10 protein-coding genes are annotated in these 13,328 nt (G+C 61.0%); 8 read left to right on the top strand and 2 right to left on the bottom strand.

Features of this window, described 5'->3' with window-relative positions; translation table 11 throughout:
• Nucleotides 1–225 precede the first annotated feature (225 nt).
• From FYK55_RS09565 to FYK55_RS09555, 3 genes are all read left to right on the top strand, one after another.
• On the top strand, nucleotides 226–933 hold the full coding sequence (locus FYK55_RS09565; protein WP_390621720.1) for a tetratricopeptide repeat protein: 708 nt from the start codon (nucleotides 226–228) through the stop codon (nucleotides 931–933).
• 242 nt (nucleotides 934–1,175) lie between these two features.
• Complete coding sequence (locus FYK55_RS09560; protein WP_235908554.1) at nucleotides 1,176–2,093, top strand: alpha/beta hydrolase; 918 nt, start codon at nucleotides 1,176–1,178, stop codon at nucleotides 2,091–2,093.
• Nucleotides 2,094–2,305: 212 nt separating this feature from the next.
• A complete protein-coding gene (locus FYK55_RS09555) occupies nucleotides 2,306–3,916 on the top strand; it encodes a glycine--tRNA ligase (protein ID WP_150076305.1) in 1,611 nt (536 codons plus the stop codon).
• 207 nt (nucleotides 3,917–4,123) lie between these two features.
• Here FYK55_RS09555 and FYK55_RS09550 read toward each other — a convergent pair whose 3' ends face one another.
• Nucleotides 4,124–4,978 (bottom strand): alpha/beta hydrolase, encoded by an 855-nt coding sequence (locus FYK55_RS09550; protein ID WP_235908578.1) that lies wholly within the window; start codon nucleotides 4,976–4,978, stop codon nucleotides 4,124–4,126.
• 504 nt (nucleotides 4,979–5,482) lie between these two features.
• On the opposite strand from FYK55_RS09550, the gene FYK55_RS09545 reads away from it, so the two are divergent.
• The 5 genes from FYK55_RS09545 to FYK55_RS09525 all read left to right on the top strand — a co-directional run bounded on the left by FYK55_RS09545 (nucleotide 5,483) and on the right by FYK55_RS09525 (nucleotide 11,075).
• Nucleotides 5,483–6,253, top strand: coding sequence for a hypothetical protein (locus FYK55_RS09545; RefSeq protein ID WP_150076163.1), 771 nt, complete (start codon nucleotides 5,483–5,485; stop codon nucleotides 6,251–6,253).
• Nucleotides 6,254–6,371: 118 nt separating this feature from the next.
• The gene (locus FYK55_RS09540; RefSeq protein ID WP_150076162.1) at nucleotides 6,372–8,696 is read left to right on the top strand and encodes a hypothetical protein; all 2,325 of its coding nucleotides are present in this window, start codon (nucleotides 6,372–6,374) and stop codon (nucleotides 8,694–8,696) included.
• Entirely contained in the window at nucleotides 8,693–10,036 is a 1,344-nt protein-coding gene (locus FYK55_RS09535; RefSeq protein ID WP_150076161.1) for an esterase/lipase family protein, read from the top strand. Before FYK55_RS09540 ends, FYK55_RS09535 begins: the two co-directional genes overlap by 4 nt.
• A 62-nt stretch (nucleotides 10,037–10,098) precedes the next feature.
• The gene (locus tag FYK55_RS09530) at nucleotides 10,099–10,710 is read left to right on the top strand and encodes an RNA polymerase sigma factor (protein ID WP_150076160.1); all 612 of its coding nucleotides are present in this window, start codon (nucleotides 10,099–10,101) and stop codon (nucleotides 10,708–10,710) included.
• On the top strand, nucleotides 10,707–11,075 hold the full coding sequence (locus tag FYK55_RS09525) for a hypothetical protein (RefSeq protein ID WP_150076159.1): 369 nt from the start codon (nucleotides 10,707–10,709) through the stop codon (nucleotides 11,073–11,075). Before FYK55_RS09530 ends, FYK55_RS09525 begins: the two co-directional genes overlap by 4 nt.
• A 47-nt stretch (nucleotides 11,076–11,122) precedes the next feature.
• Here the strand turns inward: FYK55_RS09525 and FYK55_RS09520 are convergent, their stop codons facing one another.
• Nucleotides 11,123–12,742: a hypothetical protein gene (locus FYK55_RS09520; protein ID WP_150076158.1), complete on the bottom strand. Its 1,620-nt coding sequence runs from the start codon at nucleotides 12,740–12,742 to the stop codon at nucleotides 11,123–11,125.
• Between the last annotated feature and the right edge of the window lie 586 nt (nucleotides 12,743–13,328).

Raw genomic sequence — 13,328 nt, 5'->3', positions numbered from 1 at the left:
CTCTCTTGCGTAGTTTCGGCGCGCATTGATAGGGTCCCCCTGCACGATGCGACCTTCAGTCAACCGCTGATGCTCCCGCCTGGAATGACGTCGCTCTCAGTCGACGGGTGTGTCCGCAACATGTCAGGATGGCAGCCAATGCTCCCACAAGATGCTCTAACAGCCACCCAAAGTGGTGGTAAATCGGTTCGCACCGCGTCCGGTTCACGTTTTCGGCGCGCAGCGCTGATCCTCATCGCTACTGCGCCACTTCTTACATCGGCCGGATGTCACTGGACCACGAGCGGAAAAAACGCTGCGGGGGCCCAGTTACACCAGCAAGGACAGTACACAGCGGCTCTTCAGCAGTTCCAGCAGGTCGTGGCGGAAGATCCCTCCAATCCTGACGGTTATTACAACCTGGCGGCGACCACCCACCGGTTGGCCAAGCAACGCAGCGACGACGGTCTGTATCGCAACGCGGAGGCGCTCTACAACCAGTGCCTGGATCACGACCCCAATCACGTGGAGTGCCACCGTGGTTTGGCCGTGCTGTTGATGGACACCGGCCGCCCGGATCGGGCCTTTGCCTTGATGAAGAATTGGGCGTCGCAGAATCCCATGGCTTCCGAGCCCCGAGTCGAATTGGCTCGGCTGTACGAGGAGACCGGAGAACCTGCGACCGCGTTGAAATACTTGGAAGACGCCGTCCAAATGGACGCCAACAACTCTCGCGCCTGGCTGGCGTTGGCCCGGCTCCGCGAATCCAGCGGCGATCTTGCCCAAGCCCTGCAGAACTACCAGCGGGCGTTGGCGCTCAACAACACCCAGCCGATGGTGGCCGAACGGGTCGCGGCGCTCAGTCGCCAATTGAACTCCAACCTCGACGCGGCTCGAACCAACGCGGCCAGCCAGATCGCCAATCCGCTGCCCTACGGGACCACCCGATACTAGGCCGTCTCCGAAGTCGCAAAGTCTTCTCGCTGCCGTCGCCAGACGGCAAAGAGGCACGATCTGGCAAGCGTGGCGACACCTTCTCAAATCAATCCAGGCTCCTGGCTCAAATCAAACCAGGCCCCCTGTGCGGTCCGGTTTGAACGGGCCCCTCTCGGTCCGTTGACCCGCAGCGTTCGGCCTGGCGGGGTAAACTCTGACCTCGCAGCTTGCCGTTTCCCGTTTTTACCGGACACTCCAAAATGATGCGTTTTCTCCGTTCTGCCGGTTTTGCCGGAGCCTGGTGTTGGCTGGCGATGGTGGCTGTTTTGGCGAGTCATCCGGTTGCCTCAGCCCAATCGCCGTCCGCCGCCGCACCCGGCTCGGAACAAGCGATCCCGGCACCCGCAGCCGATGTCGACGAGCACGGTTATCGGCTGATTCGGGATCTGCCCTACACGCCGGCCGACGCCGAACCGGAGTCCTCCCCGCCGGAACGTTGCCGCGTGGACCTGTACTATCCGGCCGGACGAAACGGCTTCGCCACGGTGGTGTGGTTTCACGGCGGAGGCTTGAAATCCGGGAAAAAATCGATTCCCGACGGATTAAAGAATCGCGGGGTCGCCGTCGTGGCGGCCAATTATCGCCTGCATCCGAACGTTTCTTCGCCGACCTACGTGCAGGACGCCGCGGCGGCCGTGGCTTGGACGTTCGACCAGATTGAAAAGTACGGCGGAGATCCGGACCAGGTCTTTGTGGCCGGGCATTCCGCGGGAGGCTATCTGACGTCGATGATCGGATTGGATCCGTCGTACTTGGCCGCCCACGGGATCCAGGCAAACCGAATCGCGGGTCTGATCCCCTACAGCGGGCACACCATCACCCATTTCACTGTCCGCGCCGAACGCGGGATTTCCAAGGAGCAGCCGATCGTCGATTCGATGGCTCCCCTGTACCACGTCCGGTCCGATGCGCCGCCGATTTTGCTGGTCACCGGTGATCGCGAGATGGAGATGGTCGGGCGGTACGAGGAGAACGCTTACTTCTGGCGGATGTTGAAAGTCGTCGGCCACCCGGACGTCACGCTGTACGAATTGGACGGATACGACCATGGCGGGATGGCCGACCCGGCGCACGCGCTGACGTTGAAGTTCATCCGCCGCATCGTTGCTGCCCGCTGAAGTCACCGCCCGCTGAAGTCACCGCTGCCGTCCTCCCGCGATTGCGGCGGAACATTTACATTTGGCGACGACCGGGGTGATCGACGAATCATTCGTCGCCCCGGAGCCTTTCCATGCCAGCCCTGCGGGCGTCAATCGGCACCGATTCGACCGCCCTTGGCCCCGCTTTTTGTTTCCCCAACGCCGTTCAATTCACTTCTGTCATGAAATCGATGGACAAAATCGTGTCGCTTTGCAAGCGACGTGGCTTCCTGTTTCAATCCAGCGAAATCTACGGTGGTGTCCAAGGGTTTTGGGATTACGGCCCGCTGGGGGTCGAGCTGAAACGCAACCTCAAGGAGGCCTGGTGGCACGACATGATCAGCGGCCACAACGAGCTGGTTGCACCACCGGAGGCGCCGTCGCCGTTTGAGATGGTCGGCTTGGACTGCACGATCATCATGCATCCCCAAGTTTGGAAGAACAGCGGCCACTACGACCTGTTTCATGATCACATGGTGGACTGCCGGGAATCCAAGAAACGCTATCGCTTCGACCAGGTTCGTGGACGCTGGTGCCAGAAGGGCGATCAAAAGATTTTTGTGACGACGCTTGCCGAAGCGGAACAGGAATTGGATGAGGTTCGTCGACGGGCGATGAAGTTCTTCAAGCTACGGGCGAAGAATGCGGATCAATTGACGGTGTCGGATGAGTCCCTGACGCTGGATCAGTTGGACGACACCGATGACGTGTTGGCGCCCGACGCCAAGTCGTTGGGCACGCTGACCGAGCCGCGTGAATTCAACCTGATGTTCAAGACCACGCTCGGCGCCCTCGGCGGTGAAGACGACGTGACGTTTTTGCGACCGGAAACGGCTCAGGGAATCTTCGTCAATTTCAAGAACGTGCTTGATTCTTCGCGCGTGAAGGTCCCATTCGGAATCGGGCAGATCGGAAAGAGTTTTCGCAACGAGATCACCCCGCGAAACTTCACGTTTCGGTCGCGGGAGTTCGAACAGATGGAGATCGAGTTCTTCTGCCAGCCGGATCAGTCGCAGCAATGGTATCGATACTGGCGCGACCGCCGGCTGGCCTGGTACACCGCGCTGGGGTTGTCCAGCAATTCGCTGATCATGCGAGAACACCATCCCGAGGAACTGGCCCACTACAGCGTCGGAACGGCGGACATCGAATACGCCTTTCCGTTTTTGCCGCCGGGGGAATATGGCGAACTGGAAGGGATCGCCCACCGCGGCGATTTCGATCTCCGCAGTCACATGGAAGGGAAGCTGGATCCCAAATCGCCGGAAGGGCAACCGATGCAGGTCGAGCTGAATGAACACGGCAAGCCCAAGTACCGTGGCAGCGGCAAGGACCTGTCCTACCGCAACGAAGTCACCAATGAGCGATTCGTGCCGCATGTCATCGAGCCCTCCGCGGGTGCGGACCGGGCGGCGCTGGCGTTCCTGTGCGAAGCTTACACGGAAGACGAGGCGCCCAACGACAAAGGCGAAATGGAGTCTCGCGTGGTGATGAAACTGCATCCGCGCCTGGCACCGATCAAGGCGGCTGTCTTCCCGCTGGTGAAAAAAGGCGGGATGTCCGAAATCGCCAAAGAGGTTTACGGCGAATTGAAGCAACACCTGAATGTCTTCTACGACGACAAGGGAACCGTCGGTCGACGGTATCGTCGTCAGGACGAAGCCGGCACGCCGTATTGCATCACCGTGGACGGCGATTCGTTGGAAGATCGCACGGTGACGATCCGCGATCGAGACACCCTGGAGCAAACCCGGGTCAAGATCGATGATTTGACAACGGAACTGAAGCAGCGGTTGGCCTAGCCGGGGCCGCCCGGAATGCCGTCGCCGCGTTCACCAATCTGTTTGAGGTCCGGGACCACCACCGTCTAGCGACGCTGGCCACCTTGGGGTCGCTCGCCCGGTAGCCACGCTCACCAAAGCGTGGACCCTAGTCTTGCCCGGTAGCCACGCTCGCCCGAGCGTGGACTTTAGTCTCGCCCGGTAGCCACGCTCACCAGAGCGTGGACCCTAGTCGTTGCCCAGCGTGTTGCGCAAAAACGTGATCACGATGTTGCGGTTGGCTTCGTTAAAGAATTCACCGCCGCCGTGACCGGCCCCGGGCAATTCGACCAGCTTGATCGGCAAGCCGGCCTCGCGGTACACCATTTCGATGCGCTGAGACTGGTCGGGAAGAACCGTCTGGTCCTCCAGCCCGTGAAGGACCAGCATCGGCGGGTCGTCCGGCGTCACGTGCGTGACCGCGGAAGCCAGCGTGGCCAGTTCGACTTGTTCGCTCGCCGCCCCGCCGAACAGTTTGTAGCTGACCGAACCGACCGCATTGGCGCGGCTCGGTTGCGTTCGGCTTCGCAGGATGAAGTCGGTCGCTCCGAAGTAGTCGATCACCGCTTGGACGCGAGACGATTGGTCCAGATTGTTGCCGACACTGCCTTCAAGCGACTCGACGTCCCCGCTGGTTCCCATCAACGCGGCCAGCATGCCACCGGCACTGGTGCCGGCCACCGCAATCCGGTCGGTCCGATAGCCGAACTGGTCGGCGTGGGCTCGCAACCAACGCACGGCGGCTTTGCAGTCGTGAATCTGGGCCGGAAAGATCGCGCGGTCCGTTAACCGGTAGGAGATGCTGGCGACGGAGTAGCCTTCATCGGCCAGCCAATCCAAGCTGCAATTGGACTTGTTTCCGCTTTGCCAACCGCCGCCATGGATGAAGACGAGCAGCGACGAACCTTCCGCTTGATCCGGAAGATACAGGTCCAGTTTCAGCGATTGACCGTCCACTTCCGCGAACACCAAGTCCTTTCGCGTTTCGGCGGCCTGCGCCGGTGCAGCGACCGTCATCGTCAACAGACCCAATTCGAGCACCACGGCCAAGAGCCATCGCGTCGCTGGGTGGGAACTTCCAAACGTCTTTGAAAAGGATGCTGGAAGCGAGGGATCCGGGGAAGCAGTGTGCGGCATGATGAGCAGCAATGGTTGGTGGAGGGGGCGGTGGAGGAGGATGCAGATCGCAACGCGTGGGACAAATGTCGGACCACACCGCAAATGGCTTTTGAACGGCGTCCCCGACTCGGGAAATTCTATTCCAACGGTTCGTCCGCGGGGTGTTGCGGTTCCACGAGGGGTTGCCCCTGCATTTGCCCGCGGCGACGGCGGTCCGTTCACGCTGGACCGGTTCTGCGGAACTTTCCGACAGATCACCGCTGCATCGTGGCCCGGGCGAGCAATCCTGTCAGGGGTCCGGCTAACCCCGGTCTAGAGTTCCGCGTCGAAGGCTGACGCGATCATTCGAAGTGGTTCGCTGCTCCGCCTCGACCAGCATGTCTCCTCAACGACTTCCTTCACGACCCTCGGCTGCGCCCAATCGACACCATGGAAACGATCTCTCAAGAACAGATCCTCGCGATCGGCATCACCGGGTTGGTCATCATTGGGGTGGCGATGGTGGTCACCCTGGCCGTCATGGCCGGAACGTTGAAGTTGTGTATCGCATTGATCGGAAACCGCAATCCGAGTTACCTCGCTTGCATCGGCTGGTTGATCGCGATCGGCTTCATGAACGCTTTCATCGTGACGACCGCCTGGAGCGTGTTTGGTCGGGGAGCGGTTCTGCTGGCGACTCCGTTGACTTGGTTTGTGACGTTGTATTTGATATCGACCGCGGCCGATTGCGGATTGTTGCGCGCTTTCGGAATCTGGTTTGCTAACTCGATCCTGGGAACGATCGGGCTGATCGCGGTCATGTTCGTCATGAGCATTCCATTGGCCATGTTTGGCGCGAACATGGAAGGGAAGATGAAACAGATCAAGTCCCAGATGCAAACGGCTCAAAACGCAGCATCGCAGCAGGAGGGTCCGTTCGATCCCGACCTGGCTAGCAACCCGCGCGACGGCGGATCGCAAAGCGGCGCCGCTTCAGGCGGCGGGTTGAAGAAGAAGACAGAGCAGCCTGATATCTCGGTCGTGCGACACGACGCCGTCAGCAAGGCCAACGCGACCACCACCGATGCCGTGACAAAACAGCAACGAGCGACCGTTCCCAAGCCGCGTCCGATGGTCAAAGCCAAGCCCAGGCCAACGCCTCGTCCTGCGATCAAGCGGGCACCGGACGGAACGCAACTGAATCCGTTCTTCCAGAATTGACGATTGGTTTTGGAATGACAAAACGCTTTGGGGCAATTTGATGCAAAGTGTCAGACTGCGTGCGGGCGGAAAAGAAGTTGCCCGGATCCCTTGTGGATCGGCGCTTCAAGAGTTCGCAATGCGTTGGAACTACATCGTTCGGCAACGCCATCGGTGGGCCCTCGATCCGGCGGCCAGTCTGCGGCAAACGCAACGGTTGCGGCATGATTTACGCTCGCTGGGCGTAAACGCCGGCGCGCTGAAGAAATTGTGGGGCATCGTGGAGGTCGCGATCCCGAATCCGGACGGCGAGCAGTGCTGGGAGGCGAGGATTCTGCCCTGGGAATACGTCCTGGCGGCGGCGTCGGCCCCCGAGCGTACCGATCGACCCATCCTGGTCGTCCGCCATCTGGTGACCGGACGGCGGCCCCGTCGACGTCGCCCAAAAACTTACGCGCTGATCGAAACCGCCCCGGGTGCGTTGCGGCGCGATTTCGATTTTGCCGGCGAGCGAACGTTCATCACGGCCGGTTTGACCAGCCTGCGTCGGACGCCCGATCAGGTCATTGAAGATCCGACCGAGCCGCAACTTCGCAACGTGCTCCGATCGGAGTCTCCCGACGTGATTCATCTGACCGGGGTCGACAATCGTCTGGCCAGACAGATCCTGGGGCGAGACCACTCCGGCGTCCGCGACGGGCTGTGCTTCTCCGGTCGGTCCGGCGAAGTCGTCGAAGCCCGGGCTGAACAAGTCGCCAAAACGCTGTGCGCCGGGGAACGCGCCCCGTTGCTGGTGGGTTTCAACTGTTGGGATTCGGGCGCGCGGATGGCACCGATGACGGTCCATCAGGGAGCCGCGGCGGCGATCGGCTTTCAACATACGTTTGACGACGCCGTGGCGGAATTGTTCTTCGCCAACTTCTATCCGACCTGGATCGCCACCGGATGCAACGATCTGTGCGCGTTCTGGCAGGCATGGCAAGCGATCGCCGGGTATCGTCCTCGGCTTCGTGGGAGCAGCATCATCCTGTGGTCCGCTCAATCGTTGGTTTCCGGATCGACATTCGATCAATTCGAAACCTGGCGTCAGTCGCAGCAGCGATCCTTCGCCGCAGGAGGATCGAACGCCGAAGCGGCCCGGGGTTTGGCCCAGCGCCCGGCTGATCCGGCACGGGATCGGATCGATGATCTGGTGCAGGTCAGCGTTCGACCGGTTTCGCGACTGAACTACTCGTTGCTGCACAACGGCCGCAGTTTGTTTGAAGACTTCACGTTGCGGTTTCTGCCGCCATCGGCAAACGGCCAGCAACCAGCGTCTGCTGCGCCGACTTCCGGGACGACTTCCGGGCCGCGCGAGAATCAACCCGCGCCGGACGACGGGATCGACCGTGTCGATGGCCTGGAGGTGCTGGTGCAACTGCACGTCGGCGCGGAAGCGTTTCCCTATCGAACGCGGCTGAGTCTGGGGCACCGGGAAAGACGCTACGACCTGGCAAGTACCGACCGCCGCTTTGCGCCGTCGCTTCCGGGAAACCCGACCGGGGGCATTCGGCTGCCGTTGACCAGTCACTTGATTCGCAGCGTCAGTGAAAGGATCCAAACAAGTTTGTATGTGGAGGTTCGTTGGCACGACCAGATTCTGTACCGCCACACCCACAGCGTCTGGTTGGCTCCGGTGGACCAATGGACGTTGGGGGAGGAAGACATCTGGTGGTTACCGTCGTTCGTGCGTCCCCGCGACCCGGCGGTCGGCCGGACGCTGCGCAGCGCCCAAGGGTTTCTTCGTTGCCTGGCTGACTCGGTCAATGCCGGTTTTGATGGGTATCAAAGCTTTAACGATTTGGCACCCGACGGCGATGCCTGGCAAGGTGTGGACCGACAGGTGCGCGCGATCTGGTCAGCCTTGGTCTTGGAATCACCGTTGAATTACATCAATCCGCCACCGTCGTACGCCGAATTCACTCAGCGATTGCGTTCCCCCAGTGAAACGGTCGCCAGTGCTTGCGGCACCTGTGTGGATCTGGCGATCCTGCTGGCGTCCTGCTTGGAGTGGATTGAGGTTTATCCGGTTTTGATCTTGATGGACAACCACGCATTGGTCGGATACTGGCGCGATCTGGCAGCGTACGATCGCTTTCTGGATGTTCGCGCGGATTCTCCCGGACCGGACTCAGAATCGCAGGAATCCCGCGACGACCAGGCCGGCCGCCGCTGGGTCTGTGGACGAAGGACCTACTCCGAGATCAAGGGGTTTGTTGATCGCGGCGAACTGGTTCCATTGGAAACGGTTCTGCTGACCCGCGGCGAAGGATTCGCACGGGCGGTGGAAGAGGGCAGAATTCACTTTGAAAAGCGGCGAAACCACGCCTTTCATTCGATGGTCGATATTGCCAGTGCGCGGCAGGGCGACGGGATCACACCGTTGCCGACGATGGATGCTGGATCGGAGGGCAGTGGTCGATGATGGATGACTCTTTTTTGCGGTTGGTGCGATCCGCCACGCGGGGCAGCAGCCAGGTCCGCGCGGCCACGGTGCGTGAAACCTCGCGTCGCTACACCCGATCCACGGAACCGGTCCAGGGCGACATCGTTCGCTTGCAACTGGTCGATATCGACGGGGTGATGGAGTGGGAAGACGTCACCGGGGCGGCTCCCGATTTGGGACGCTTTCGCGGCCAGACGGACTTTCGTGGCCAGACGGGGCGAACCGGATTGCAGCAAGGAGATGCCATCGAGCTTGAGTTCAAGAAACTGAAACCGTCGAAGATCACGTCCTTCCTGGAAGGCCGCGACGAGCAGCTGACACCCCACCGGGGAATCCGTCGTCTTGACGTGGAACGGGGGGAATTGAATCCATGTGAATTCCCGGCCTCCGGGCGGGCTTTGGTTTTGATTCACGGAACGTTCAGCAACAGCGAATCGATGATGAAGGGGTTGCTGGAAACAACCGCCGGGGCGAAGTTCTTGCGTGATGCTGTCCGGCATTACCGAGGCAACGTCCTGACGTTCGATCACCCGACGCTCTCGGTCGGACCGATCCTGAACGCGATGGATTTTCAGCAGCTGATCGGCAACAGCAAGGCGCAGATCGACCTGGTCAGCCATAGTCGCGGCGGGCTGGTGGCGCGATGGTGGTGTGAAACCTTTGATCCCCGGGCGGATCGCTGCCGCAAAGCGGTGCTGGTCGGATCGCCGTTGGCCGGCACCGGTCTCGCAGCCCCGCCAAACATTCGTGAGACGTTGACGTTGTTGACGCAGTATTCCAAGGCGTTGCACATGGTTGCCGGCTTGACCACGATCGCGTTGCCGGTCTTTTCGGTGGTCGAGGCGATGTTGCGGGTGCTGACGTCGATCACCAGCTTGGCATCCAAGACGCCGGTTGCCGATGCGGCCATGTCCATGGTGCCCGGGCTGTTTGCAATGTCCCGCGTCGGGAACAATCCGGAACTGCGTCGGCTGCTGGATCCCCCGGCGAACAACTCCGGCGGAGAAGTCGCCGCCGATCGTTACCACGCGGTCCGATCAAATTTCGAGTCCGAGCGACCGGGTTGGGCCTTCTGGAGATTGTTCCGCGAAGCAGCCACCGCGGGGCACCCACTGATCGACTGGGCTGCAGATGCCGTCTTTGACGGAGCCAACGATCTGGTGGTGGACACCGCATCGATGAACCAGCTGTGGCAGGGCCGGCGAATCGCGGCGGAGCGGACGTTGGACTTTGGCACGTCCGATACCGTGCATCACCTGAACTATTTCCACCAGCCGCAAACCGCGGACTTTCTGGCGGAGCATCTTTTTTCTCGCTAATTTGATCCGAGCTGACAGAAATTTAGACAAATCCGAAGTCCCGGCGCATCATGATGAACATCATGACTGTCGACGCAAACTTTAACGCCCAAATCCGCCACGCCGCGCGCCAGATCGCCTGCCGACGCCAGGCCGACGACCAGACGCTTGCGCTGGCGGGGCTTTACGACCTGACCGCGGATCGACTGGTCCGCTTTTCGGTGTCCATCACCCGCCGCCAGCATGACGCCGAGGATGCGGTCAGCGCGGCCCTGGTCAAAATCGTTGCCCAACCCAAGTTGCTAATCGGCGCGGATCGACCCTGGCATTACCTGCTGCAAATGGTTCGCAACGAATCACTGGTGATCCTGCGGACGCGGTCGCGTTGGTCGTCCATCGGTTCGCTGGCGGAACGCTTGATCGGACGCAACAACAACCCGGTCGACCTGCGTGACAGGAACCGTCAGGTCTGGGACGCGATGTCGGATCTGCCCGCGGCGCAGCGTCAAGTCGTGGTGCTGAAGATCTGGGAACAGATGACGTTTGCCGAGATTGCCGAGGTGTTGCAGATCACACCGTCCACGGCGGCCAGCCGTTATCGCTACGCGCTGGAAAAGTTAGCCCGAAAGCTTCAGCCCGCCGGACAGGAAGCTGCCGATACGTTTGACGAAGTGGGCCGGGAGGTGATGCAATGACACCTCCAGAGCGAAACGACGGACTGGACGCGGAGATCGAAGGTGTTGAAAACCAGATCGCCGAGCTGATGGGGGCGATCGGTCCCGGCAGTCGACATCGCGATGAGACGATGGCGAGGGTCAGTGAATGCGTTGGGCGTAGTCACAGCATGCGACGATCGGCCCATGTTGCCGTGGCCGTTTCGATTCTGTTGATGGTCAGTTCGCCTTTGATCAGTTCATTGACGAAGCTGCAAGCCCCCAAGCCGCCGACCAGTGAAGAAGTCAATCTGGCAACTTTGCGGCACGCCGAGACCTATCAGACCAGTTACGATTGGGCCCTGGTTGAGATCTTTCGCAGTCTGCGCCCCAAATCGAGTCGTTAGGTCGGGCACGGTGGAAGCGAACCGCAGCCACCGATCGAACCCTACGCTCATTTGATCTCAAACGGGATGGTGGCCTGACCGTATTTCTTGCTGACGCGATCTTCCAGGGTCAGCATCAGGCGGTAGCTGCCGCTGGGCATCTGCTTGGGCAGGTACATCTCGTAGGCGACAAAGTAGTCACGCAATCGGTTGCGTGATTGCTGCTGATCGACCGGAAGCAGTTGGCTGAAGATTTTGGTGTCGGAGCCGTCGTAGATGTCGTACACGCCGTGCAGCTCCGTCTGGAAGCGGCCGTCCTGTTCGACGACTGCAAAGTTTTCAACTTCGCAGTACAGAATCACCTGCTGTCCGGCTGAGAATCGATTGCCTTCGAACGGTTTGATCTGCCCGTAGGACTCGATCTCGGTGCAGAATTCCAAGTGGTCCAGCGAAAGCGAATCGGTTGCGGCCGCCATGAATTGCGTTGCCGCACGGTACTTGGTCAAGGCTTCGGTCACGCGGCGGCCGGATGAAGGATGGCCCTCCGGATCGATCAGCGTCCAAAGTCCCATCAGTTGGTTCTGCAGGTACTGTTTGTCCGTTTCACTAATTCCTTCCAGCGATTCCGTTGCCGCTTGAGGATCCCCCGCCAAGACCATCAGGTGCGAGGCGATCAGCAGGCGCCGCTCGCGCTCTTGCGGACTTTCCTCTTCGTCCGCCGACGTGATGCGGCGAAGCAGTTGAGCGTACAGTTCATCCTCGGTCAGTTCAGGCTGCGGGGCAAGCGCGGCGTCCGAACCCTTGGCGGCGGCGGTTTCTTCCTCCGCCAAGTGTGCCGCCGGACGCACGGCGCTGTCGTCGGAATCGGTTCCGCTGGTCAACGCCACCGACCCGGCGTTGGGCTTTGTGGTGTCGTCGAACACCAGGTCGCCGACATGACCCACCGCGGGACCGCCCGCATCGGTTGACGCGGCATCAGCGATCCGTGTTGGCGCGGCCGCACCGGGCGTCGGGGCGACTTCGGGCAAGCTCGGCAGATCGGTCAACGACTGTTGCAACGCACCCTCCAAAGAAAACGGGTGGGTAGAGGTGCTGACGTTGCCGGCTGGTTCCTCGGAGTCTGCCTTGGCGGTGGCAGTTCGGTCGGCGGCGGTGGGGGCTGCGGTTGTCTTCGGCGCTTCCTGGACGTCGCCGCTGGCGTCCTTGCTCGTCTGGGGATCCAGGTCGGTCAGACTTGCCGAGACCAGCCCGGTTTGAACCACATCGGTCCGCGATGAATCGCTGTTGTCTGGAACCGAAGCGGACGCGGTGACGATGGCGTCGCCGGCCGGCTTGGCTGCCGTCATCACATCGCCGGCGGGCTTTTGGCTGGACCCATCGGTCAGCCGCATTTCCGTGCCTACGGCCCGGGTGGACGCCGACTTCGTGCCGTCGCCGGCGTCGGAAGAGCCGCGATCGGCGGCACGGGCACTTTGAATCTGTTGCTGGAACACCTTTGGCATCCCAGGGACCGGAACACCGGTGGCACGGGCGTCGTGGGGCGACTCTGGTTTGCGATACGCCGCGGAAGCCAATCTCTGTTCGGGCGCGGGGATGTCGGCCACGACCGCGGTCGGGTCCTCGGTCACCTGGACAAAGCCGCCGGCTTTCTGGCCGGCCTGACATCCCGCCAGGGTGACGGCCGCCAAGCCGACGCACCATATTTTTCGCGGGTGACAGGAAAGTCGAAATCGCACAGTTGAGGGATTCGTCGCGGAGTGCATCCGTGCCTCGCTGGTCCAATCTGGTCAGGTTTCTGTCGGGGCGGCAGCGGGACGGGGACCACCCCGATCGCCGCGGACTCGACACCCGTGGGAGATACAAAATCCATCTCCGCAGGGGCAACGTCAAACGGGGTAAGAACGGCAAGATCCGACCAATTTTCGTCAACATCACGAATCTGGCTGATGACCTTTGCGGTTCCGACCTGTTGTCTTCGGCCGCCGGCTTCTCAATGGATGATTTGGAGCCCGCAGTTGGTCGGACCCGCATTCGTTCGAGCCCGCAGTTGTTCGAGCCCGAAGGTCGGGAGATTTGTCGTCCCGCACATCTGGACTGGTCTACGTTTTGCTCCTATGTGGGGGCGTTCACCCGGCCTCGTCGGGCACAAGGTATCCGTGCGTTTGGCACCATCTTCAACTGAGGACAGAATCATGTGTACTGTGCGGTGTGCGATTATGGGCGTTCTTTTGGTCCCTTCCCTGGTGCTCGCGCAGGGGCAAGGTGCTTATCAAC

It is taken from the genome of Roseiconus nitratireducens, assembly GCF_008629675.1.
GTDB classification, from domain to species: Bacteria; Planctomycetota; Planctomycetia; order Pirellulales; family Pirellulaceae; genus Stieleria; species Stieleria nitratireducens.
Note: the sequence above shows the minus strand (reverse complement) of the source record. Positions and strands in the feature narration are given on the sequence as shown.

Coding starts and splice junctions, on each gene's coding strand:
- FYK55_RS09560 (WP_235908554.1), top strand. CDS start 1,176: ATGATGCGTTTTCTCCGTTCTGCCGGTTTTGCCGGAGCCTGGTGTTGG.
- FYK55_RS09555 (WP_150076305.1), top strand. CDS start 2,306: ATGGACAAAATCGTGTCGCTTTGCAAGCGACGTGGCTTCCTGTTTCAA.
- FYK55_RS09545 (WP_150076163.1), top strand. CDS start 5,483: ATGGAAACGATCTCTCAAGAACAGATCCTCGCGATCGGCATCACCGGG.
- FYK55_RS09540 (WP_150076162.1), top strand. CDS start 6,372: ATGCGTTGGAACTACATCGTTCGGCAACGCCATCGGTGGGCCCTCGAT.
- FYK55_RS09535 (WP_150076161.1), top strand. CDS start 8,693: ATGATGGATGACTCTTTTTTGCGGTTGGTGCGATCCGCCACGCGGGGC.
- FYK55_RS09530 (WP_150076160.1), top strand. CDS start 10,099: ATGACTGTCGACGCAAACTTTAACGCCCAAATCCGCCACGCCGCGCGC.
- FYK55_RS09525 (WP_150076159.1), top strand. CDS start 10,707: ATGACACCTCCAGAGCGAAACGACGGACTGGACGCGGAGATCGAAGGT.